The organism is Moorena sp. SIO1G6 (genome assembly GCF_010672795.1).
Classification (GTDB): Bacteria; Cyanobacteriota; Cyanobacteriia; order Cyanobacteriales; family Coleofasciculaceae; genus Moorena; species Moorena producens.
This window is the reverse complement of the sequence record NZ_JAAHFZ010000020.1, coordinates 70,976-93,434: the sequence shown is the minus strand read 5'-3', so window position 1 is coordinate 93,434 and position 22,459 is coordinate 70,976. Positions and strand designations below refer to the sequence as shown.

At 44.5% G+C, this 22,459-nt stretch carries 15 protein-coding genes; 7 read left to right on the top strand and 8 right to left on the bottom strand.

The genetic code is table 11. The features are described 5' to 3' along the window. Positions 1-951: 951 nt before the first annotated feature. The gene (locus F6K63_RS19955; protein ID WP_137985831.1) at positions 952-1,137 is read right to left on the bottom strand and encodes a hypothetical protein; all 186 of its coding nucleotides are present in this window, start codon (positions 1,135-1,137) and stop codon (positions 952-954) included. A 193-nt stretch (positions 1,138-1,330) separates the two neighbouring features. Here F6K63_RS19955 and F6K63_RS19950 point away from each other — a divergent pair, with 193 nt between their 5' ends. Continuing rightward, entirely contained in the window at positions 1,331-2,443 is a 1,113-nt protein-coding gene (locus tag F6K63_RS19950; protein WP_287312972.1) for an FHA domain-containing protein, read from the top strand. Here the strand turns inward: F6K63_RS19950 and F6K63_RS19945 are convergent. From F6K63_RS19945 to F6K63_RS19920, 6 genes are all read right to left on the bottom strand, one after another. Further along, complete coding sequence (locus F6K63_RS19945) at positions 2,385-3,671, bottom strand: ATP-binding response regulator (RefSeq protein ID WP_008177898.1); 1,287 nt, start codon at positions 3,669-3,671, stop codon at positions 2,385-2,387. The two genes, F6K63_RS19950 and F6K63_RS19945, sit on opposite strands and share 59 nt — an antisense overlap. A 4-nt stretch (positions 3,672-3,675) precedes the next feature. After that, positions 3,676-6,408, bottom strand: coding sequence for a CHASE2 domain-containing protein (locus F6K63_RS19940; protein WP_287247906.1), 2,733 nt, complete (start codon positions 6,406-6,408; stop codon positions 3,676-3,678). Between the two features lie 680 nt (positions 6,409-7,088). Further along, a complete protein-coding gene (locus tag F6K63_RS19935) occupies positions 7,089-7,808 on the bottom strand; it encodes a DUF928 domain-containing protein (protein WP_131827273.1) in 720 nt (239 codons plus the stop codon). 334 nt (positions 7,809-8,142) lie between these two features. Further along, entirely contained in the window at positions 8,143-10,836 is a 2,694-nt protein-coding gene (locus F6K63_RS19930) for a CHAT domain-containing protein (RefSeq protein WP_502708331.1), read from the bottom strand. A gap of 899 nt (positions 10,837-11,735) precedes the next feature. Further along, complete coding sequence (locus F6K63_RS19925) at positions 11,736-13,481, bottom strand: ABC transporter ATP-binding protein (protein WP_287312971.1); 1,746 nt, start codon at positions 13,479-13,481, stop codon at positions 11,736-11,738. A 237-nt stretch (positions 13,482-13,718) separates the two neighbouring features. After that, a complete protein-coding gene (locus F6K63_RS19920; RefSeq protein ID WP_287312970.1) occupies positions 13,719-14,399 on the bottom strand; it encodes a hypothetical protein in 681 nt (226 codons plus the stop codon). A 498-nt stretch (positions 14,400-14,897) separates the two neighbouring features. On the opposite strand from F6K63_RS19920, the gene F6K63_RS19915 reads away from it, so the two are divergent. The 6 genes from F6K63_RS19915 to F6K63_RS19890 all read left to right on the top strand — a co-directional run bounded on the left by F6K63_RS19915 (position 14,898) and on the right by F6K63_RS19890 (position 19,804). Next, the gene (locus F6K63_RS19915; protein WP_044491879.1) at positions 14,898-15,233 is read left to right on the top strand and encodes a hypothetical protein; all 336 of its coding nucleotides are present in this window, start codon (positions 14,898-14,900) and stop codon (positions 15,231-15,233) included. A gap of 537 nt (positions 15,234-15,770) precedes the next feature. Then, positions 15,771-16,160, top strand: coding sequence for a hypothetical protein (locus tag F6K63_RS19910; protein ID WP_287250233.1), 390 nt, complete (start codon positions 15,771-15,773; stop codon positions 16,158-16,160). Between the two features lie 326 nt (positions 16,161-16,486). Then, complete coding sequence (locus tag F6K63_RS19905; RefSeq protein ID WP_131827274.1) at positions 16,487-16,765, top strand: hypothetical protein; 279 nt, start codon at positions 16,487-16,489, stop codon at positions 16,763-16,765. A gap of 126 nt (positions 16,766-16,891) precedes the next feature. Beyond that, positions 16,892-18,022, top strand: a complete 1,131-nt coding sequence (locus F6K63_RS19900) for a glycosyltransferase (protein ID WP_287250228.1) — start codon at positions 16,892-16,894, stop codon at positions 18,020-18,022. Between the two features lie 100 nt (positions 18,023-18,122). Further along, on the top strand, positions 18,123-18,854 hold the full coding sequence (locus F6K63_RS19895) for an undecaprenyl-phosphate galactose phosphotransferase family protein (protein ID WP_008177920.1): 732 nt from the start codon (positions 18,123-18,125) through the stop codon (positions 18,852-18,854). A 389-nt stretch (positions 18,855-19,243) separates the two neighbouring features. Beyond that, entirely contained in the window at positions 19,244-19,804 is a 561-nt protein-coding gene (locus F6K63_RS19890) for a 5-formyltetrahydrofolate cyclo-ligase (RefSeq protein ID WP_044491881.1), read from the top strand. A 59-nt stretch (positions 19,805-19,863) separates the two neighbouring features. On the opposite strand, the gene F6K63_RS19885 is transcribed toward F6K63_RS19890, so the two are convergent. Continuing rightward, positions 19,864-22,419 (bottom strand): HD family phosphohydrolase, encoded by a 2,556-nt coding sequence (locus F6K63_RS19885; protein ID WP_044491856.1) that lies wholly within the window; start codon positions 22,417-22,419, stop codon positions 19,864-19,866. Between the last annotated feature and the right edge of the window lie 40 nt (positions 22,420-22,459).

Genomic DNA, 22,459 nt, shown 5'->3' with positions numbered 1-22,459 from the left:
ACTAAAAAATAGAATCGGGAATTTGCAATAGAGATTAATCGTAGGGTGGGCAGTGCTTGAGAGGGATAAAATTAGCTTGTAATCGGTTTAGGCACTGCCCACCGACATTAAATTAAGTAGAAAATAGAATCGGGAATCGGGCATCGGGAATCGGGAATATGCAATAGAGATTAATCGTAGGGTGGGCAGTGCTTGAGAGGGATAAAATTAGCTTGTAATCGGTTTAGGCACTGCCCAACGACATTAAATTAACTAAACAATAGAATCGGGAATCGGGAATCGGGAATCGGGAATATGCAATAGAGATTAATCGTAGGGTGGGCAGTGCTTGAGAGGGATAAAATTAGCTTGTAATCGGTTTAGGCACTGCCCAACGACATTAAATTAACTAAACAATAGAATCGGGAATCGGGAATCGGGAATCGGGAATCGGGAATCGGGAATTTGCAATAGAGATTAATCGTAGGGTGGGCAGTGCTTACGAGGGATAAAATTAGCTTTTAATCGGTTATTTAGCCACTGCCCAACGACATCAAATTAAGTATAAAATCGGAGTGAATTGTCTAAATTTTGATAACCCTAATCGTAGGTTGGGCATTGTTTTATACCGATACTATCAGCGTGTAATCCGTTGGTTAGGCACTGCCCACCAACATCAAATTCACTAAAAAATAGATAAAAATAATCCTAGGGTGGGCAGTGCCTAAGACCGATAAGATCAGCTTGTAATCGGTTTAAGCACTGCCCACCCTACATCTACATCTTCTCTAGATTTTTAATAAGATTACTGGTCAGGTGGGCAGTGCCTAATACCAATTCAAACCCTGACAATCCTTTTGGTACCCACTGCCCACCCTACATCTACATCTGAAGAATGAAGAATGAAGAATGAACAAATTCTAAAAGTGCGATTGACCTTAGGTCACGCTACGCGATGCTCGGTACGAGCCGCTACGCGATCGCAAAAATGATTTGTGGTGGGAACCCCTGTGAGATCTCCCCATCTCCCCATCTCCCCACCCTTAGTACACTTCCCACACTTTCCCCTTCTAAACAACCCGATGTATTGTACTCAAGTACAGCACTACGGATTAAGGTTAGGACGTTGATACAACCAGCAAAAGCTCTTTTAGTCAACTTTTGCCTTTTGCCTTTTGCCTTTTGCCTTGCGCGTAGCGCTATACAAACCGTTATAATGGATTAAGCCAGTTCCATTAAATCCCTGTCCCACATTCATCTAGCTATTGATCAGGCAGCATTCCATCGGACCATCCTGTCGGCGGAATGCTAACAAAAGCACTACTCCCATCACTCCTCTAAACAAAATCTAATGTCTGGTAACTCACCCCCACTCATTCAAACCCTCAACCCAGACCGTTGGGCAGGGTGGAGCATGGACTTTATCGGGGCAGGCTATATTGCTTTATTTGTCAAAAATGGTCGGTGTGTGCGGGTATGGAAACCAGGGCGTCATGTCAGCTTTGCCCTACCCTGGCTAGAAAAATGTGAACTGCTCCTAGTAGACAGCAAACTCAGGCACTTACCCATTACTTCCCAAGGAGACTTTCTATCCCGGGATCAGTATCTGGTCAATGTCTCTTTGAATGTAATGTATCAAGTGGTAGATGCCAAACGAGTTGCCCTAGAAATATCTGACCCCATTGCTGCCCTAACTAGTGCCGTTAAAGATAGTTTAGGAGTAGCAATTAGTCACCTAAGGATGGAACAGTTAACCAATCAGGGACGGGTAGAAGTCCGACAATACATTCTCGACCATGTTGACGTTTACTATACCGTAGGCTTTTCCATCGAAGATGTGCGAGTCAGTGACATCAGCTTTCCTAACACACGCGGGATAATTCGTCAAGTCGAAGGGATGAGTGCTCGACAGGAAGCAGAACATGAAGCCGTCCTAAAAATGCAGATTGCCAATGCTGGTCGCCCAGAACTCTCCCCACCACCAATCCAGCAAGTCAATATCCTCCCTGGTGGAGAAGCTAACTCTAAACACTCCATTGTCAATCAGGAAGTACCTAGGGCTACAATTCCAGACGAATCAGCCGCCACACCCAGTCTGCCCATTCGCGATCAACCAGTACTTGCCCCAACCGTACTTTTTTCCAATCCTACCCCAGCAAGCAAGGGGCGTTTAGTAAACCGTTCATCCGGTGCCATGATTGTTTTGTCTGCTAATCCTTTCACCATTGGCAGAGAACCCACGAACACCCTAGTGTTAGAAGATGCGATGTGTTCTCGCAACCATGCCCAAATTCTCCAAATTCCAGAGCCTCAGGACAAAGTGCGCTACCAAATCATTGATGTGGGTAGTTCCAATGGTACTTTTGTGGACCAACAGCGGCTTAGTTCCCATCAACCCTTTTGGCTTAGTGCAGGAAATGTGATCCAGATTGGTAATCAGGAATGGACTTTCCAGTTACCTTGAGCAGTTGATCCGCATCTAATACTCTACGAGGCAGCATTACCGTAAAAGTAGTGCCAACGCTAACATCACTGTTTAGACTAATTGTCCCACCATGAATATCGACACATTTTTTGACAATGGCTAACCCCAGTCCAGTACCAGAAATATTTTCTACATTCGAGCCTCGATGAAAAGCATTAAATAGATTATGTTGCTCTTTCCTAGGAATGCCAATCCCGTCATCACTCACCTCAAAAATAACTTGGTTATTTTGACAGGTAAACTTGATCAAAACCTTGCCTCCATTAGGGGAATACTTGATGGCATTGTCAATCAGATGGGTAAGGATTTGCAGTAGCAGCTTAGAATCAAACAACGGTCGCCCACAGTCTTGATCAATGTTTAAAATCAGGTGATGTTTATCACCATAGTGCTGTTGCATGTCATCCACTAGATCACGCACAAATACCCCTAAATCCAAAGGAGTAGGCTGAAACTCCAGTTGTTCAAATTCTGCCTTATTCAGGAACATCACATTACCCATTAAGTCCGTTATCCGTTGAACAGCTGCTCGGATCCGTTGAAAATGTTGGCTTTGTTTAGATTTATCCCATCGATGGCAGTAAGCTTCCAGCAGTTCAGAACTGGAGAGAATGCTGGTCAAGGGCGTGCGGTACTCATGGGAAATGGCTATGATCATCCGAGATTTAAGATGATTGAATTCTTGTTCTTGGGCTAGAGCTTTGCGTAGCTGAGCTTCTAATTCTCGCAGTTGCTGGTTTGCCTGTTGTAGATCAGCAGTGCGTTCCGCTACCCGCTCCTCTAAGTACAAATTTTGGTCTTCTAGTTGTTTGGTCAGGAAATGCAGTTGTAAATGCACCTTGAGACGGGCTAACACTTCTTCAGTCTGAAACGGCTTGGTGATGTAATCTACAGCCCCCAGGGACAAACCTTTGATCTTATCAACCGTGTCATTCAGAGCAGTCATAAAAATCACTGGTATTTCATTAGTTGCCGGATTAGATTTCAGTCGGCGGCAGGTTTCAAAACCATCCATTACCGGCATGATTACATCTAACAAAATTAGATCTGGTGTTGCATATTCGCTCTGATCGATAGCCGTTTCACCATCAGTTGCTACCAATATTTCCCATCCCGAATTTGCGATCGCTTCCGACAACACTTTCAAATTCGTGGGATTGTCATCAACGATCAAGATAGTGGCTTGATCAACTTTAGTGATAGTCATGGATTTACCCCCTGAACGATTTTATAAATTCCCGAATTTGCTTAACCTGAAAGCTAGTTGCTAATTGCCTTAACTCCTTGGCAAAATGCCGATATTTTTTATCGCTCTGTTCCAGTTCAACCAAGGTTTTATCTATGCCATGGATATTGCCTCTTTTGGCCAATTCAAATAGCTGATCAATTACCTCAGCTGGTGGAGCAAAAATTTCACCTGTCTCCAGTGATAGATTTTCTGAAGTTATACTTTCTAGGTTGTTATTATGTTCATAAATCCAATTAATTTTTAAATATTTTTGTAACTGATTAAAAAGATAATCCATGTTAATTGGCTTAGATAAAAATGCATCAGCTCCAGTCTTTATACTGTTTGTTATGTCAGTTTCAAAGGCACTAGCAGATACAACCATAATCACTACATTTGGCAATTGCTGTGATTTCCTAATAGCACCGATCATTTCCAATCCATCCATAATTGGCATCACAATGTCTGTCAAAATTAAATCGGGCTTAATTTCTGTTGCTTGCTGATAACCTTCTTGACCATTACTTGCTTCAAAACAACGAAATCCAATCGACTCTAGTAGGTTAATGAGTAACGAGCGATTGTTGAGATGATCATCCACTATTAGTATGGTTGGACGTTTCCCTTTAATGCCAACAATATTGCTGCTGTCTACGACTGTTTCTTGCTGGGGCGATTCGGTAGTGGTTGCTAGTTCCAAATCTAGCCAAAACCTACTTCCCTCACCTAAGGTACTTTCCACTTTGATTTCACTCCCCATTAGGGAAATAAGCTTCATACTAATTGCCAATCCCAAGCCAGTGCCTTCTGATTGTTTTTTAGTATCTCCTACCTGCTCAAACGGCAAAAAAATCTTTTTCAATTGTTCTGGAGTCATCCCGACACCAGTATCTTCAATTTGAAACCTGATTGTGTGGGAAGGGTCACCATTCAACGATGAACCGATTAAACTTACTTGAAAGGTCACACTTCCAGTATCAGTAAACTTAATCCCATTACCCAGTAAATTAATTAAAACTTGCCGCAGGCGTTTTTCATCCCCATAAATACCCACTGGCAGCTGAGGCTCGGCATGGTAAATAAACGATATACCTTTTTGCTGGGCACGAATCCGACAAATTTCTACCACGCCCATCAAGAATGAAGTAAAATGAATATCACTTTTGTGCAGCTCTAGTTTCCGAGCTTCAATTTTCGATAGGTCTAAAATATCATTGATTAAAGTAAGTAAATGGGAGCCACACTGGTGAATAATACCGATGCCATCCAGGTCTGATTTACTTATATTTGAAGAGCGTTTGAGGATTTGAGCGTATCCCAGAATGCCATTGAGGGGAGTGCGCAGTTCATGGCTCATGTTAGCCAAAAATTCGCTTTTTGCCTGGTTAGCAACATCAGCAGCTACTTTGGCTGTTTCTAATTCTTGAGTGCGCTCCTTAACTTTGACCTCCAGAGTGCGAGAATAATCTTGCAATTGCTGGTTAGCTTGTTTCAATTGCCATTGATTATGGGTATTAGTTCCTAAAATCGCCGATAAACATAGAGCTATTAATGGGGAAATTACAGGAATCCACCAACCTGTTAGAAAGACTAAATAGCTACCACCGACAATCATGCCCCCTGTCATCAAAATACTCAGAATTAATTTGCTCAGGAGATGTTTTCTTAACCAGTTAGTCTCTGGTAATACCCAACTTCCTACGGCTCCGATCAACGAACAGCAAAAAATCCACAGCCCCTGTGCGTTAACATACCATACTCGCAGCAGAAGTCGTCCATCAAGTGCTGCACTCAACATCTGGCTGGCGATATTGGCATGAATAACAACACCAGGCATTTCCTGAACGATAGAGCTGAGACTGCTATCATAGGGCGTCGGAAAAATGTCGTTAAGGCTCGGTGCAGTCATACCAATCAAAACAATGCGATTGTACAACTGCTCCGGCGAAATTCTATTGCTCAGAACATCACTGATTGAAACTGTATTGAAGCGCTCCTGGGTGCCACGGTAATTCAACAATATTTGGTAGCCTCCAAGATCTGCACCTTGATAACCAGCATTTTTCTCGGTTAGATTGAAAAATCTTGCTTGACCTAATTGGTAATACTCGCGCCTCCCATTGATTTTTTTGAGATTGATCCCTTTGGCTTGAAGATACATCAAGCTCAATCTAACGCCTAAAGTAGGTATATCCTTACCGGATTCATCTGCTGCTGATATCAAGCTTCGCCTTACTTTACCATCCCCATCTAGCACCAAATCTGCTAGAGCAACTTGATCTCGTTGTGCTAAGGTCGGAGGTGGGGCAACTCTTTTATCCCTCACGAGGGACTTCACTCCAATCAAGTTGGGTGTGGACTTCATCACCTCAACGAACTCCTGATAACCAGGTTCCACTGGAAAATCGCGATAAATATCCAGACCAATACCTTGAGGCCGGTATGCTTTAATTTTTGTGATTAACTCAGCTAAAACAGCATCAGAAATCGGCCATCCTCCCAGTTGAGTCAGATCCGATTCATCTATGGTGATAATCACAATGCGATTATCAATGTCTTCAACCGGACGCAGGCGAAAAAATTGATCCAGGGTAGCCCACTCCAGTAGCTGGAACCATCCTGCCGTATCCAAAACAGTGACTAGTGCAGCCACAACTGGAGCTATTATAAATACAAAGCGCCATTGCTTCAAACGCTCTTTAAAGTGAAGCCACATTCCCCTTAGTCAATCTCTAATCTAGGTCAGGTTTGTTCTCTACCAACCTTGGTGAGAAGCCTATAGGCGCTTCTATTGGTTGGCAGGATTCCAGGAATAGCATCGACCGGTAGAACTGCTTTTGTGGTGAGTCACTAACCCGTCGATAACTTACCTACAGAGTTCCCAGTAAATCCTGACTAAGTAACAGTCTTGAGAAAAAAAGCAAAAAAGGGATAAAAATTGACGTTGCCCAATTATGGAATGATTGAGGCTAATTGGTAATGGGTAATTGCTAACTGACTCAACTATAGCAATTATCATAGCTATGAGGTACACAGAATTTTTTACCTCTTCCCTCTTCCGACTTACCTGTTATCTGCTCCGTTATCTGCTCCGAAGTCCCTGCTCCCTGCTCCCTAAAACCGAATAATTTGTACCTCACCCAAAGAATAATTGCTATATACTTGATTGAGTTTCTTAGTTCAGCTATTGACAGGATAGGACGGAATCAATTCCGTAAGTTGTTTTAAGCCCCATGTTAAACCCCTGGTTTAAAACCACGGGTTTAAGAAGCGAGATTTTTTGGATTTATCACAGATCAGCTGCTAACTAACCCCTTGAGCCCCATAGGGTTAAATCCTTGCAAAGCAAGGATTGCAGGATAAGAGTTGATGGCCTGATGTTCAGTGATTTATAGTTTATTTATTGAGCAACGGCTGGTTAGCGATCGCATTTAGTCCTACTGATTGTAACAGTTCTTCCCAATGGGAGCGATAGACTGAATTTCTTGGTTCAGCTCGCCTTAAATCAGCGAGGGTAGCGACAGTATCGACCCAAATCCCATCTTTAGCCAACAATGAGGCTTTTTTCAGTGAGGCTTTTAATGTGTGCTGATTCATCAAGGTAGAATTGGCTTCAACTCGACGAATCCATCCAGTTACCTCAGGACTATCTGGTTCTAAATACTCCCCACAAATCATCACCAAAGACCACTGGTAATTCTTACCGACCTTTAGTGGTGGAGCCTCAGGTGGTAATTGAACCGCCATTACACCTGGCTGATTAGGCAGACGTATAAAGGACTGGTAATGATGGTTTCGCTGTTCATCCTCGAAACTTAAAAAAGCTTCTTGAGCTGAAGTCTGAGGAACATATACCAGCAAAGTTGGACGTTCTGCTACCGTTAAGCCCAAATTAGTGGCTGGCATCAGCGGTGTGACTGATGAAGTGGTGGTTTTAGCATCAGAGAAACAAATATCTTCACCCCGGGAAGCTCCTCCCCTTGCTCTCTCCGGTCTTGGATTCTGCGTATTTCTGAATCCGATCGCCTGAGTTGGCAAACTGTGGATGAGATTCATTCCTAGGAATAGTAAAGTAAAACAAAGTGGTAATCTCACGGCTAATTTGTTTGATTTCATAAAATATTTCCTATTGCTGCAGGACTTTCTTTATGATCATGCTGGGCACAGAAAGCAGAGCAGATTATTTACCGCTTTCTAATTTTTATTTTGAGGGTTGCTAGAACTTTCAATATAAACGCCTAATGTTTGCGTTCATGTTTGTTTTATGTTTTATTTCTAGTATGTTTGATGCCCAATTGTCCTCTAAGAATGTGTTTGAAAAGTCCTTCGATTAGAGATAGAGCAGTCGCCAGGGCAGTTAGGACATGACAAAAGTCTCACACCCTTTGTAAGCGCAAGAGTTTGACTTCTGACTTCTGACTTCTGACTTTTGACTTCTGCTATAGAGCAATTACAACCAATTTCCCACTAACACAAAGGGAGCCCAGTAGACAGGATGGTTATATTCCCCTTTCAATAGCGCTAACTGAGCACGGCGCAATGCTTCAGCTTTAGTTACACCTGCTTGAGCCAGATACTTGTAAAATTCAGCCATCAGCTGAGCAGTAGATTCATCCCTTACTGCCCATAGGGTAGCTAAGGTGCTCCGTGCTCCCGAACGTACTGCTACTCCAGCTAACCCCAAGACAGCACGATTATCCCCTCTAGCAGTTTGGCAAGCACTGAGTACCAATAATTCAATGGGATTAGTGTCTTGTCTTTCTCTTGAGCGCAGTAGTGAATTGAATTGCCGGACATTAATTCGATCGTTCCAGGCTAAAACAAACGTCTCATCGGCAGTACTACTAAACTGACCGTGGGTTGCCAGATGTAATACTGGGAAAGGTTGTGCATCAACAGCGTTTTGGAGGTTGCTATCAGTAAACTCCTGATTCAAAAGCACTGTTGTGGAAATTTTTGAGGAAATCTGTTCTAATTCTCGCTTTACTGCTGGCAACGGCTTAAAACCTTGGCGACCCTCACTCAGCCCAGCAGTTATAGCTTGGATCTGGTTTGATTCAAGGGAGCGTGGATCTAAAAGCTGCAATCCTGGACTTAGAGCTATGCTATATTTCTCGATCAAATACTGTTGACCATCATAGAGAGCGGACATGGGTAAATTCCGCAAAGAACCATCTAGCACAAATACTAGAGTGGTGATGCCGTGGTCTTCTAACTCAGATTCTGCAGGTCTAATCAGCCAATCATAACCTTGCTGATAGAGCTTGAGACGTGCTCGCTCAGAAAAAGCTCTATTCAAAGATTGTCGCATCCGTCGGAAGAACTGCTCCAGCTCTGCTTGAGGTATATAAGTTTGGTAGTGACGGAGGGCTTGTCCTGGCACAGAAACAATCACCTCTAACCGTTCTGGCAAAATAATAGGATAAATAACTGCCGCTTTCTGGTCAATTTGGTCAATCTGCCTCGGTTGACCTTTTAAACAGGCTTCCTGGAAAAAGTTCTCTAATTCAGCTAATTGCAGCGATTCAATAACTTGCATCGCCTTTTTCAGGTGGTCTTGACTAATTTCTGCTGAGCCTTTTGCCTGGGATACCCCTCCTGGCTCAGGGGTGGTGACAGAAGGTTGCAGTAGTAATTCAACTAGCTCTCGATAGATCGGTTCGACAGTTTCAGTGAAAGAAAATTGGACATCTCGATTGATAGCGACTAAGTCTGAGCGCAGTGACTGGAGAGTTTTGACCGCTGAATCGTAAGCTGCGATCGCTTCGTTGATATCCCCCTGCTGTTTGTGCAGCCTCCCCAGTTGCCAAGCTGCACGAGCGGCAATATCTGAGGCATGATTACCTTGGGCAATCTGTAGAGCATTCTCTGTTAACCTCAAAGCCTCGGACCACTGCTGGGTTTGTTCATACAATGAACCTAACTGAGTCATGGCATAAGCTTGAGCTGTTGGATCCCCCAATTCCATGGCTTGTTGCACTGCTCGTGCCAGAATTTTTGCGGCTTTTTGGATAGGTATAGGCACCCCTTGTGACTGTCTAGTTGAAGCAGCTGCCAACTTTGACAAGCTCTCAGCAAAGTTGACCGCAGCATAGACTGTGGTTCGACTGGGGGGCTGCTGAGCTAGATTAGATTCAATGGCAGGCAATAGTGCGATCGCTTTCTTGTGCTGGTCTAGTTCTATATAAAGGCTGAGTTGGTTGAGTTGTGCTTCAGTTTGAATTTGTGGGCTAGTTGCTTTTGTGACCACTTGTTGGTAATACTTCAAGGCGGTTTCCGGCTCTTGTAAGTTTCTGGAAGTATTTCCCAAGCTGAAAAGAATGTGACTGGTATCCGTGGCAGAATCTAACTTCTGGGCGATTTCCAAACTTTGCTCTAAAACTTCCCTGGATTCGTGTACATCTCCCACTACTTGCAAAGCCACTCCCAAACTCCGCAATCCCTTGACTTTAAGCAGGGAATCATCTTGAGCTTGGAGCTTTTCATTGACAGCTTCTAAGAGTTTTCGCGATCGCCTGTAGAAGCCCATAGTTTGTAGGGCTTGAGCCTGGTTAATCTGGCTACCCAAGATGCCAACCTCATCCCCTAGAGATTGATACGTAGCTTCTGAGTTTTGCCAACTTTCCAGAGCAGATTCCGTTTGTCCCATCGCATTTCTGAGACTGCCCTGAATAGTCAGCGCTTGAGCCAAAATCGACCCTTTTTCCCTAAGTTGTATACCCTGCAAAATCTTCAAACTTTGGTCAATAGCACTCTGGGCTTGCTGCCATTTTCCCAATCGTTGGTCAGCTAAGGAGAGATAGCTCAAGCTCAAAGCTTGTCCCACTTCATCACCTTGTTGCTCAAAACCAACAGCTGCCTGTTGCCAGACAGCAGCCGCCTCAGCAAATCGTCCGGCTTCATAGAGAGTTCTGCCTTGCTCTAGCAACTCTGAACCATGCTTGGTGGGTTCTAGCACAAGGGTTTGGGGATTAGAAATAGCACTAACGAGTTCCTGGTTTCCACCGACCTTTGCTCTACTCCCCAGTACCGAATGATCAGGATGGGCTACAGCAGGAACTACCATAGTCACTATCAAAAAGGTTAGTAATCCTAACCAGATAGTATAGTGACTAGATTTGGGAAGCTTACCTAGCTTGCTCATCATCTATGTCCAATAACTACCAGCAAATGTTCTTGGGCTCGCATAAATTTCTGTCATCTTAGTTATTAATTAGTTATTTTTAATTGATTATTTTTAATTAGCTGAATATTTAGCCATGACCGGAACATACTCTTCCCCCATATGGGAGCTAATCGGGATTAGTTCTATAGTTCCCACTTTTCTAAGCAAGAGCGTCAACCAACAAACTGTTTAAAAATTCGGTTCGATTACCCATTACCTATGACCAATTGGGTTAACGGGGATATTCAACCCTGATGAGGTATGGCTAGAGATGCTTGATCAACAGCTTTTGTGATAATATAGGGCTATATTGCGATTGGGGCTGTGGCTCAGCTGGATAGAGCAAGCGCCTCCTGAAAAATCGGGCACCATGGAAGAAATTCCGTGAGTGAATGTGGTCAAATTCGGTGAAACCTAAGGGGTATTTAGCTTACTCAGTACTCTAAGGCAATACCGAGCCAAGCCTGAATCTGTGTGCGAGTCATCGTCGAGGTTAAATGCAGGAAGGTGGAGAGACTAGACGGCCACCACCTAAGGGGTATTAACCTTAAAAGGTCCTAGGGTGAAGGTATAGTCCAGAGAGTGGGGAAACTCACACCAATCTGAAGCGCTAGGTCGCCGGTTCGAATCCGGCCAGTCCCGTTGATAAACTATTAGCTATTAGGTACTTTGTAAGCATTCAGCGGTCAGCGGTCAGCGGTCAGCTTATTCTATTCAAAAGCACCGATTGCGCTACTTGAGGTGCTGGGCGAACAGTAGCGTGGCACAGGCTTCTAGCGTGGCACAGGCTTCGACGCTGTGACCTAACCCATAAGCTGATAGCTGATACGCGACACGCTGATAGCTGATAGCTTACGGTACGTTAACTACTTCAATAACTACTGCAACACTTCTTCTAATTGGTGCTGCTCCCAAAGAAAGCGATAAATACCGGGTTGTTGTAGAAGTTCACCATGAGAACCAGTTTGGACAATTTCCCCTGCGTCCATTACCAAAATCCGGTCAGCTTTAGCAGCAGCTGAAAGTTGATGGGAGATAAAAATTACAGTTTTGCGCTGGACTCCTTCGGAAAGATTGTCCAGTATTTGGGTTGCTGTCTGATTATCAACACTCGAAAGTGCATCATCAAGAATCAGCACTGGTGCATCCATCAGTAGAGCTCTAGCTAAAGCAGTACGTTGTCGCTGCCCCCCAGAGAGGGTTATTCCCCTTTCCCCGACAATTGTTTGGTACTGCTGGGGGAAATTCATAATTTCAGGGTGAATTTGGGATTGCGAAGCTGCGTATTCTACCTCTGAGTGTTCGCTGATTGGTATACCGTAGCAGATATTGTTTTTAATGCTAGTGCTGAACAAGAAGCTGTCTTGAGGAACATATGCGATCGCATTCCGCAAGTTCTGCAAGGGCAGCTTAGTAGTATCATATCCATCCAAAAACAGTTGACTAGCTTGAATATCCAGCAAACGAGGCAAGGCATTAGCCAGGGTAGATTTTCCAGAACCAATGGCTCCCACAATCGCTACTGTCTCACCTGCATTAATCGTGAAGCTAACATTTTTCAGGGCAGGAGTTTGACTGCTGGGGTAAGTGTAACTCAAGTTGACAGCCTTGAGCTGACCTCTTACTGGGGTTGGCAGGCTAACTGAATCTGGGGCATTGGTAATCCGAGGCTGAGCCAAGAGAATCGACTCAATACGATCAATACTCACTTCACCACGTTGATAAGCAGTGATGGTAAACCCTAGCAGTGCTGTGGGGAAGACTAAACGTTCAGTGTAGATAATCAGCGCCACAAAGTCACCAATACTGATAGCACCGGACTCAATGGAACCAGGACCAATGCTTAACAGCACCAGTAAGCTGAGGTAGGTAAGAGCCTCAATTATCGGAAACAGAAAGTTTCGTGTTTTTGCCAAATTGAGATTTGCTCCCAAAAGCTGCTGATTGAGCTGATGGAAGGCACGACGCTCGTTTTCTTCCTGAGCGTATATTTTAATCATGGCGATACCACTCATATCTTCCTGAATCAGCTCACTGAGGTTAGACAGTTTCTCCTGGACTTCTTGTTGTTGGCTGCGCAGTTTCTCACTAAATAGCTTGACAATGATCAACATCAACGGATAAACCGCCAAGGCTAAGAACGTCAACCACGGATCAATGCCAATCATAACCGGCACGGTCAAAGAGTAGGCAAACACCGTATTTGCCAGACTCAAAACTGCAAACCCCAATAGACGCCGAATATTATCCACATCACTGGTGGCTCGGTTAATCAAATCACCGATCGTGTTCTGAGAAAAATAGGCTGGTTCCAATGTCAGCAAATGCTTAAAAATCCGTTGCTTCAGGTCAAATTCCACTTTGCGCCCCACTCCAAACAATAGGATGCGCGAAGCCATCCGAATCCCCCACATCAATGAAGTGAGTATCAGAATAAGCAGCACAAATCTCCAGACTTGGTCGAAGCTCAAGGTTTGACTCAACTCGTCAATAGTATCCCTGATCAGTAAGGGGATATAAACACCAAGTCCATTGACAATAAGGAGGGCAAAAATACCTAGGGCTGACTGTCGCCAGTATGGGCGCAGGTAAAGCAGCAGTTTTTTTAGACGGGAATTCAGCATGTTACAATACTATACAATTCCCATCCTGGTTACAATATTAAACAATTCCCTTCCTTTAGGCTTAACCTTTCACCAAAAATCGGGGAGTACTTAGCCTCAAGGGAACCGCAAATCATAAATTACCGACCCTTACTGAAGGTGGGAGCCGAGGGTGGTATCGGTTTACTTCCGATGAAACCAGAAACCCACACTATACCCGATTGGGTTCATGTGGGTAGTTAACATAATGTCTATATTTCAAGAAACATCTCTTGCGGTCGGCGATTCAACTTCTGTACTGGTAACTGGTCTTCCTCGTAGTTGGAAGTAAATATTGCTAAAGAAGGTGTTAATTACCCTGGTAGTCTGGTCAAGGGCTCCGATAGAAGGGATAAAAGCTTGGATGCCAATGGCTTGATTGGGTGGAACAAGTTGAGCCAACACAGCGTCCCTAGGGAAAGGACTAGCATTAGTAGTAAGCTGAATTGATTCCCCATCGGGAACAAAAGCAGTTAAGGTTTCCTCCTGCCACCCGATTGTTTTGGCCATTTGAACCGCAGGTTGGTTTTGAACGACTCCAGGCCCGAGAAGTTGAGCCAGCCGATTAGATAGAAAAGGGGTGCTGGCGACAAGCAAGACAAAAAATCCCGTCCAAATCAAGGTAGGTCCTGGGTTAGAGATATTGTCACCTTTAATTCGCATTGCTCCTAGGAACCAAAGCAGAAGTGCTAAGCCCAATGGTTGAAAGGGAAGTGAGAAAATTGTCCATATCGGTGAAACCAGGGCATTGGTTGGGGTGAAAAACAGCAGGACAATAATGGCAAAAACCAAAAAACCCCCAAGCCAGGTGAAATACTGTTTAGGGATGATTTCGAGCAGCAGCTTGGCGAGCAAAAATCCAAGCACTACCCATAGCAGGACTAGAAATAGTAGTTGCATAGTGAATACCTTGTAAGTTTTTGACCGTTAGCTGTTTGTTGTGGAAGTTTGATCCGACAACTCAACCTCCTATCCGGCTAGTCGTATTCGGCTAATTGATCAACTGTGGTAATTTGATAGGCATAAATCCCTCAAATCGTGGCGACATGCTCAGTTTGAGGAATATCTCAACAGGTAAATCACCCCAGTCTGAATTGCCTTAACACCGGCATTATACTTGCCATTGGCTGCAAAGGGTCACTTTGAAATTGGTGTGAGTGGGATCAAACTAGGAAACGTTTTCTGTCAAAGGGGTTGAAATTTTGCTATTTCAACCAATAATCATAGAATACCCTTGGCGAATTAACAGGGGATATTTGGATCTGACCCCATTTAATAGCAGACTAGGCAAGACTTCATACTCCATGCCTGTTTGCCTCGCGCCGATATTGATGGCCGATATTGATGGCCAATATTGATGTTTGATTGAAAACGTTGCCGGTGGATAAACCAGCTCAAATGGGAAACACTTCATACAACACGACCCCTACCATACAAGAGTCGCTGACGGTGGAAAACCGCATCAGTCGTTTGGAATTAATTGTTGGACAAATCGGAGAGGCAGTGCTTGCCACTACCGAAACTATAGACCGTCTGGCTGACCGGGTCGATAACTTTGTGATTCAAGTGCAAAACCAAGGACAGCAAGTCCAACAACAAGGCTACCAGCTTTTTGCTCTAAGTGATGCGGTGCAAACCTTGGCAGAAACTCAAAATGAGTCTCTAAAACAGCTTGAGCAAGTCACACAAACCTTGCAACAGCTTGCTGCAGCGATTGAAGCAGGGGAACACTGACTTTCCTGGCTGTTGAGTTACGCACCAAGCTTGTCGATTTAGACTGGGTATGGGGTGTGGAAAAGATCGGGTTTGGGGTAAGAATAAGGCTAACCTCCTTTTGGAGCATACTTTCGTCTTTCAAAACCCCTCAAAACTTTTGGGGATTATTGACAGGTTTATTGAGAATAAATTGCTCCAAAGCATTCCCAGGAAACTAAGAAATCTCGTTCAGTTATTTGAACCAGTTAAAATTATGGCTCAATCAGGACTTACGCAGCAACTCTACTTGTAGGGTCTCCCTCAGGACCCTACACCATCAGCATGTTTGTTGCCCAGTTTTGCGTAAGTCCTGTCAAAGTCAGCCTACACCCACGCGCTCACCCTATCCTGACTCTGAACGCCGTGCATTGAAGAGTGGAGTGTTGTGGAAATGAAGCTAAAGCTTTCCAGCATGGTAAAAATATGCTACCACAACGAGAGTACCCAAAACTGATTAGGAGAGCATTAATGCATTTTCCAACGCGGTACTTCCTCCTTGTTCCGGCGACTGTACTCATGAGCTTATTGACCGTTAGCTGTAGTGGCAAAAAAGTTGAATGTCAGAAAATTATTGAAGTGGCGAACCAGGCAGTTGAAGAAGCTAAAACCCTGACTAATGGTGGAGAATCAAGTGATCCCGAGGCAATGCTCCAGGCAGCTAATGCTATGGAGGGGGCATCTCAAGACATGGAATCGATAATAGTTAAGGACGAACAGCTCCAAGACTATCAAGCTGGTTTTATTAAGATGTATCGCAATACCAGCAAGGCGACTCGCGACTTTGTAGAGGCTTTTAACAAGCAAGACCGCTCAGCTGCGGAGGAAGCCTTGAGCAATTTGCAGAAAGCCACCACCCCAGAACCAAAATTAGTGGCGGATATTAATACCTACTGCTCAGCTAACTAGGGGGTTGAAACAGTTAATAAAACCCTATTATTACCTCGACGTCTGTATTGCCAGACAGGTTGTTTAGATGTCTTGTGGTGGGCTGACTGCGCTATAGAATCGCCGTCTAGAGCGCAGCTGAAAAACCCGATATTTTTATATGCTAGTTAGGCAATACCCAAAATACCGTAGCTGCTAGGTCTATAGTAAATTTACCATTCAAGTATATGGTATGTTTCGTTTCTCAAGTACTGCCAGTAGTATATGTGAAGTAACCCAACTTGCTTCGCTAACAGCGAAGCAAGGACGGTCTTATTCGTCTTTAGGATTTCCCGCTTCATCCGCCGATGCCACGTTGGGTACTCCCTAAGAATAGAAAGTCCAGAACTGAATCTGGTGATGGTCTTACTCAGCGTCCACAGGCAGTCGCCCGTCTTCCACAGGCAATAATTCTTTTTGCCGCTTGGTTTTCGCCGTTTGTAACGGTCGTGCCAGTTGATTTATGTCTAAATGACATCTTGCGCTTGCCTTTTCTGCACGCTGTTGCGAACGGTGGTCGAGTTCGTTTACGCGCTTTGACTACATCTCTATTCCACCTAGCTCGACTATCATCAGCCCATGCCTAACCATGTAGACCTAAGCCAGTTATATTCATATTAGCATATAATCAACTATTTGACTATCCATCCCCACCGTCAAAGTTGGATGGGGAATTCCGCCATTTTTGTTAAACAATCTGCCTTTGAGATCTAATGAAATATGCCTTGGTTCATGAGTGGTTGACTCCCAAAGCAACTGGTGGCTCAGAACTGGTAGTGCAAGAAATACTCAAACACATTGATGCTGACCTGTACGCCCTGATTGATTTTGAATCAACCAATCCCCAGAGTTATCTATATCAGCGCTCTATTGGCACAACATTCCTACAGAACTTACCCTTCGCTCGTAAAGGGGTTCAGAAATATCTGCCGCTGCTACCCTTAGCGATTGAACAGCTTGAACTAGGGGAGTATGATGTTATTCTCTCCTCTTCCCATGCTGTTGCCAAGGGTGTCCTTACTAGTCCCCAACAACTGCACATCTGTTACTGCCATACGCCCATGCGTTATGCCTGGGACTTGACGTTTGATTATTTGCGCAGTAGTTCTATGGGACAGGGTCTTCCAGGCTTGATCACTCGCTATCTGCTTCATCGGTTACGTCAGTGGGACGTGATTACAGCAAATCGGGTGGATTACTTTATTGCCAACTCTCATCACACAGCACGGCGGATCTGGCGCTGCTATCGGCGTAGGGCTGAAGTTATTTACCCACCGGTTAATATTGAACGTTTTCCTTTCCAGGAAGAAAAAGAAGATTTTTATCTGACCGTTTCCCGGATAGTAAGTTACAAACAAGTATCTTTAATTGTTCAAGCTTTTAATCAACTGGGATACCCTCTCGTGGTGATTGGTGATGGCTCAGATTTAGCAGGGATTCGCAACTTGGCTCACAAGAATGTAAAATTTATGGGATTTCAACCCAATGAGGTGGTTGAGCAGTATATGGCTAAAGCTAAAGGGTTTGTCTATGCTGCCTGTGAGGATTTCGGCATTGCCCTGGTGGAAGCCCAAGCTTGTGGTACGCCGGTGATTGCCTATGGTGCTGGTGGGGCACTAGAAACAGTTCTAGATATTCGGCAACATTTAGACAGTGGTACAGGTCTATTGTTTCCAGAGCAAAGCTCAAGGGCTTTGATTGAAGCCATGGAAACCTTTGAGACCTTGGCAGGAAAGTTTAATCGGGAAGCGAGCCGGTTAAACGCTGCCAAATTTGCCCCCAACATTTTTGCTGATCGCTACCTGACATTTTTGGAAAACTGTTATCAAGACTACCAGTTTTAATTTCTCTGGTAAAAAATTAAATATCCTAGCTGGCTATGCGCTATAGCGAGTGTCTCGTAGCTTTATGATTATGACGTGTGGTGTGAATTGAAGGAGTGAGATGACTGCCGAAAGCCAACTTAACTCCGTCAAGATATTGCGAGCATTCGTGAAGCGAGGTTTTCAGCCCCTCGTTTCACGTCGTAGACACAAGAATCTGACTCGCTATCGCTTAGACGGAAATTTTGCCAAGCGACTGTTTGATGTGACCTTTTCCCTATCAGTTCTGATTTCGTTTTTTCCCGTTTACCTGCTACTGGCATTGCTAATTGTGATCAGCTCACCTGGACCAATTTTTTATGTTCAGGAGCGGGTGGGTAAAGACTACAAACCTTTTGCTTGCCTGAAATTTAGAACTATGGTGGAAAATGCCGACGAAATGTTGCTAGAGATGATCGAAAAATCCCCTCAGATACGGGAGGAATTTCAGGATAATTACAAGCTCAAGGATGATCCTCGAATTACTGGAATTGGAAAATTTCTACGGCTGACTAGCTTAGATGAGTTTCCTCAGTTCTGGAATGTACTCAACGGACAGATGAGTGTGGTTGGTCCAAGACCGTTAGTGCCAGAGGAATTGCCCAAATACGGGCGTCACATGGATAAAGTCTTGACAATTCGACCCGGAATTACTGGCTTATGGCAGGTTTCTGGACGCAATGACATACCTTACCACCGCCGTGTGCAAATTGATGTTTACTATGTCAGTTTCCGGAATTTTTGGCTGGATTTATGGATCATCGTGAAAACCATTGGTGTTGTTATTTTTCCCAAAAATAACGGTGCTTACTAGAGGTAACTAGTGCCTGCTAGAGGAGAAATTAGGTAATGGGTGACATTAGGTAATGGATCATGGGTAATGGGTAATAAGCCCAGTTGCCAATTACCCATTACTGATACCAAGTTGCTCTCAAACCTATTATTTAAGCTATTATTTATTGCTTAAGGGCTCAATTGAACGGAATGGGGAGATGGGAGTGAACAAGCTCCTATCTCCTACCCATGTCTTGATGCAGTCGCTCATGGGGGTTTCCCCCAAGACCGCTTAGGTGCGCTTTCCGTAGGCGAATTAAATTCGCCACGGGTCGCACCTCTGCATCGCTAAATGCAAGTCGGTATGATTACCTACTATCAGCATAGTTTGTTGATATGATCGCCCTATCAAACCGGAGGGAAGATCAGATGAACAAAGCAGAACTACGCCGATCCCTGCTTCAAAAGCGCCAGTCTATGTCTGTAGAAGAATGGCGGCAAAAAAGCGATCGCATCTGTACCCATCTACAATCTGGCGTCCTAGTTACCCAGTCACAAACAGTTTTAGCCTATTTCAGTTTTCGACAAGAACCAGATCTAAGTCCCCTATTTACAGACACTAAGCACTGCTGGGGACTACCCCGATGTGTGGGAAAATCTCTCTTCTGGCATACCTGGAAGGCGGGCGTTCCATTGCAAAAAGGAAATTATGGTATTTTAGAACCCAAACCTAATGCTACCACCCTAGAGCCAAAGGATGTGAATTTAATCCTTGTACCCGCTGTGGCTTGTGACCAGCGGGGGTATCGTTTGGGCTACGGTGGTGGTTTCTATGACCGACTGCTGAATTCACCAGAGTGGGATTCTATTCCTACCATCGGCATTGTATTTGAATTTGCCTATATACCTCAACTACCCATTGATGAGTGGGACAAAGGCTTGCACAGTGTTTGTACAGAAACAGGATTCAAGAGGGTGGAACAGATCTGAAATTCCGTGTTTCATACTGTTTCATACTCTTGCTGTACAAAAACTTGAGACTTCGTACTTCATTTAGTAGACGATTGACAATTAAGCGCTCCCTTTGGATAAGCAATACGTTGGTGATTATATTGTTGCCAAACTCTGATGAACACTTGGGCAATTTTTGATAAATCCTGCCGGGTTAGCCCAGAATCGACTAATTGGTTGTCCTGCCAGCGAGCTTTGAGAATTTTATTGACCACCGTAAGAGCAGTTTCCGGAGTGACCTCTTTGAGTGAGCGTAGCGCCGCTTCACAGGCATCAGCTAACATAACTACACCAGTTTCCTGGGACTGGGGAATTGGACCGTCATAACGAAAATATGACTCGTCCACAGACCCAGTACCTTCAAGTTGAGCTTTTTGCTGAGCCTGGAAATAAAAATAGGAAATCAGCAATTTCCCCTGATGCTCTGGGATAAAGTCCCGCACTGCCTTGGGTAACTGGTGCTTACGAGCCATAACCAGTCCTTCGGTAACGTGCTTTTTGATAATTTCAGCACTCTTGAAAGGATCATTAATCTGATCATGCTTGTTCGGACCACCCATTTGATTTTCTATAAACCCTAACGGATCGTGCATTTTACCAATGTCATGGTAGAGCGTACCTGCCCGAACCAGTTCCACATTACAGTGGAGTTCTTGAGCCGCTGCTTCTGCCAAAGAAGCAACAAACAGAGTATGTTGAAACGTTCCAGGTGCCTCAGTAGCTAGACGCTTGAGCAAGGGACGGTTGGGATTAGACAATTCTGCCAGACGAATCGGTGTCACCAGGTCAAACAAACGTTCCAGGTAAGGTGATAGCCCCAGGGCGACAATACTCCAAGCTAAGCCAGACAAACCTAATAACAAGGCTCCTGGCAGAACTGCAGACCAAATTGTACTAGCAGTGGCACTAATAATCAGATTGATAATCAGGGAAACGACACCTTGAGTTAAGCCCACCCCAACTCCGAGCAGAGCCAATTCCTCTCGCGATCGCATTCGTCCTGCCATCAAGGCACCCAGTAAACCACCAGCAACATTTGCTAGTACTTGTTCTCCAGTGACTTCCATACTAAAGGTCACTAAGCCTGTCAGTAAACCCACTACTGTCACGCCCATCGTAGACCCATAAAAGTTCCCTACTAACAAAGCAATAGCAGGCATAGTGTAGGGAATCTCGAAGAAGGGACTCTTGAAAAGTATTGATATTGGCATACTCAGGGTCAGTAGCAATACCAAAATGTAGTCCCGCCGTCTCCATTTCGGGTGAACTCGCCGTTGCACTAAGGCAAAGATGCCCACCGTAGTAGTAACCAAACCACCAAATCCCATCAAACCCAGCCAGTTAATTCCTCGACGGCTTAAGTCGAAATAATCCAGTAGTACAAAGTCTGTTTGAGTGATGGTTTCACCTTCGGTTACAATCACATCTCCTTTCCGCACTGAAACCATCATTGGTTCCACTTTTTCTGCTGCCTGTTCTGCTATGAGCTTGGTTAATTCTTTGTTTTCGATCAAGTTGGGTTCTAAAACTCTCACTAGTAAATACTTGGCTAGTGGTTGAGCTTCCTGGGGCATAAGGCTACTCAAGTTTACCTTCACCGCCTCTTGGATCAGATTTGGTGGTAATCCTGGAACAATGCCTTGGGTCAGGATGCGACTAGCAGCCTGCTTAATGACTATGCGGGTTTTCTGCCAATCTTGATCTGATAGATCGAGTACGGAAACATCATTTAGGCTACTGAATTCAGGGCTAAGGTATTCTGAGAGCTGAGGCAACACCTGAGCATACTGTTGGCGAGCAGCAGATATTGACTCAATCAGAGCTGAGAACTCTTGTTCAGAAGACTTTTGACGGTAGCTTTGCAGTTCACTTACTGCCTGAACAAAAGCTACATTTAATGAATTTTCTGGCGGAGTCGGTGGTTTGGCTTCAGAATCAAACCCGTTGCCATGGTTATCGATATCTGAAAATGCCAAGATAGCCCGCCATTCCCATTCCTTACTTTGCCGTAGATACCGCTGGGTGGCGATGGATAGTACATCAGTCTTTACAAAAGGAAAAACACCGCTGTTAGTGCGCAGTTCTTCGACAGCGTCCAGAGACTTATCAAGATTTTGATAAATTCCTTCTGTAACAGATTGGTCAATCATCAAGACTGGTTGAGCACCTCTTTGAGCTTCTTTGCGTCTCTCAGCCGTGGTCTTAGAGTCCTCAACTATAGCATCGAATGGTGCCCGGATTGTCTGTGGTGCTACTCTGTCTTCACGTAGCTGTGGCTGATTGTAAAAGCGCCCTCCCATAACACTGGTCAGGGAAACCACTGCTAAAGTCCACATTACAGGTAGAGTAATTCTCTGTTGAATTTGGTGCTGGCTTTTGCCCCAATCTTTTCCTGAAGTTAGGCTAGTCGAAGTGCCTTCACCATGGGTTGGAGACTCTCTCGGCTGTAGAGGTTGTCCTTTCAAATTCTCCTGCTGTGGGCTAACTGAGGATTTGGCAGCACTAGAGGAGTTAAATCCCAAAAAACTGCGAAGGTGCTGAGATGTTCGCCGTAATTGCGTGATCGGCTGCGTCAGCGAATTGAACGTTTTCATAGCACAGGAATGGCAATGTCTGGTAACAGTAGCGGTCTGC